We start from the raw sequence: 1,877 nt of genomic DNA on the forward strand, positions 1-1,877 counted from the left end.
GTCGTCGTCGACCTCGTCCGGCACGGCGCTGTAGGCGAGCGCGTCCCTGCCCAAGGTTCCCGGGGTGTCGAAATAGCCGGGCGCCACCGCGAACGGATTGATCGCGCCGGTGCCCGGGTCCTGGGCGTAGGCCAGCGCCGCGGTGGACGACGAGAAAAGCGGGGCGTTCGCCGAGGCGAGCGCCGCCCCGCGGGCCAGGGCCGTCTCGGGCTCCTCGGGCGCCGACAACGGCAGCGAGGTGGCCGCCTCCAGCGCGGGCTTGATCAGCGGGATATCGATACCCGAGCCGACGACGAACACGCCGTCCGGCCGCGTCTCCAGCGTCTCGGCGCGCGACACCATGCTGGCCAGCTGGGCCACCGCGGCCTCGTCGTCGGTGGGCAGCGGCTGGCGCTGGACGTCGGCGATCGATCCGTCGGCGCTGTTGACGACTGCCAGGGTGGCGGTGTCGGGCTCGATGTACAGCAGGGCCGTTTGCGCGTAGTTGGTCTGGCTGCCCACCGCTTGCGCGAGGGCCGCCGCGGCCAGGAAGGCCGAGACCAACATCACGTTCTCCACCTTGTGGGCGGCCAGTGCGTCCCGCAGTGCGGCGGCCTCGATCGGGTCCGTGGCTTCGGCGGCGGTGGAGGTGGCCACAGCGGCGGTGGCGGCGGGCACAAGTAGCCCCTCGCGGCTGCCGGGCGCGTCCAAATTCACGCGCTAGGGTGGCGATCGGGGTCGGGGCACGGCTGGGATCGCTGCGGAAATTGCGTCCGGCCAATTCTGGAACGTGGTGAAGCACCGCGGCGGGAACGCAGGTGTCGTCGCACGGCGCGGCAACCGATTTGGACGACTTGGAGGAGCGGTGGACGTCGTACTTGGTGTGTCTATGGCGCCCGAGACGGTCCGCATGGTGCTCGTTGAAGGCGAAGCTGCCAGCGGAGTGACCGTCGACCAGAACGGCTTTGAACTCGCCGGTCGGACGACGGCGGTCGCCGCGGCGGACCGCGTGGTCGCCGCGATTCTTGGCACACGGCAGAGCGCGGCCGCCGGTGGCTATCGGGTGAAATCGAGTGGCGTGACGTGGACGGACCAGGCGGAGGCGGCCGCGCTACGGAATGCATTGGCGAAGAACAAGATCGAGGACGTCATGCTGGTTTCCGGTGTGATGGCCGCCGCGGCGCTGGCCCAGGCGGCCGGCAGCGCCACCGACTGCGCGCGCACCGCGCTGTTGTTAGTCGAGCCCGCCACCGCAACCATCGCCGTCGTCGACACCGCCGACGGTTCGGTCGCCGACGTGCGCCGGCATTCGCTGCCCAGCAGCGACGGGGCGGCGCTGGCACGGCTGGCCGCGCTGGCCTCGGGCGCGGAATCGCTGAGGGCACGCCCGGACGGGCTGTTCCTCGTGGGCTCGGACGTCGACATCCCGTACATCAAGCCGGCGCTCGAGGCGGCGACTTCGCTGTCGGTGACCACCCCCGAGGAACCCGAGATGGCGCTGGCCCGCGGCGCCTCGCTGGCGGCGGCCAACGCCCATCTGGGGGCGCCGTCGACGATCGCCATGCCCTACGCGGGGCAACCCTCGACGGGTGGGCGCGAGCTCGCCTACAGCGCCGAAACGGGTGACAGGGCGACCCGGGGAACCGAGTCCGCTGCGCACTCGGGCGAGCCGCGCAGCCGGAAGTCGGTGCTGGCCGTCGTAGCCGCGACGCTGATATTCGTCGGCGGTGTCCTGGCGCTCGCGCTGGCGCTGGCCGTCGACATCCGGCCGCACGCGCATCAGCACCCCGATGTCACCTCGAACGTCGTCGCCCCGGCAGTCCAGGGGCCGCCACCGCCGCTGTGGCCACCTCCACCGCCGCCGAAGCCACCGCCCCCACCGAGGCCGCCGCCACTGT

The 1,877-nt window shown here is 72.1% G+C and carries 1 protein-coding gene and 1 pseudogene; one reads left to right on the forward strand and one right to left on the reverse strand.

Going from position 1 to position 1,877, the window contains the following annotated elements; translation table 11 throughout:
* Nucleotides 1–657: pseudogene (locus tag A5695_RS00210) on the reverse strand (hypothetical protein); the annotation flags it as partial.
* 187 nt (nt 658–844) lie between these two features.
* Between A5695_RS00210 and A5695_RS28855 the strand changes: the two are divergent.
* Nucleotides 845–1,877, forward strand: a 1,033-nt coding sequence (locus tag A5695_RS28855; RefSeq protein WP_231974666.1) for a hypothetical protein, incomplete at its 3' end; no start/stop codon positions are given.

Origin of the sequence: Mycobacterium sp. E1747 (genome assembly GCF_001667775.1) — a bacterium.
GTDB lineage: Bacteria > Actinomycetota > Actinomycetes > Mycobacteriales > Mycobacteriaceae > Mycobacterium.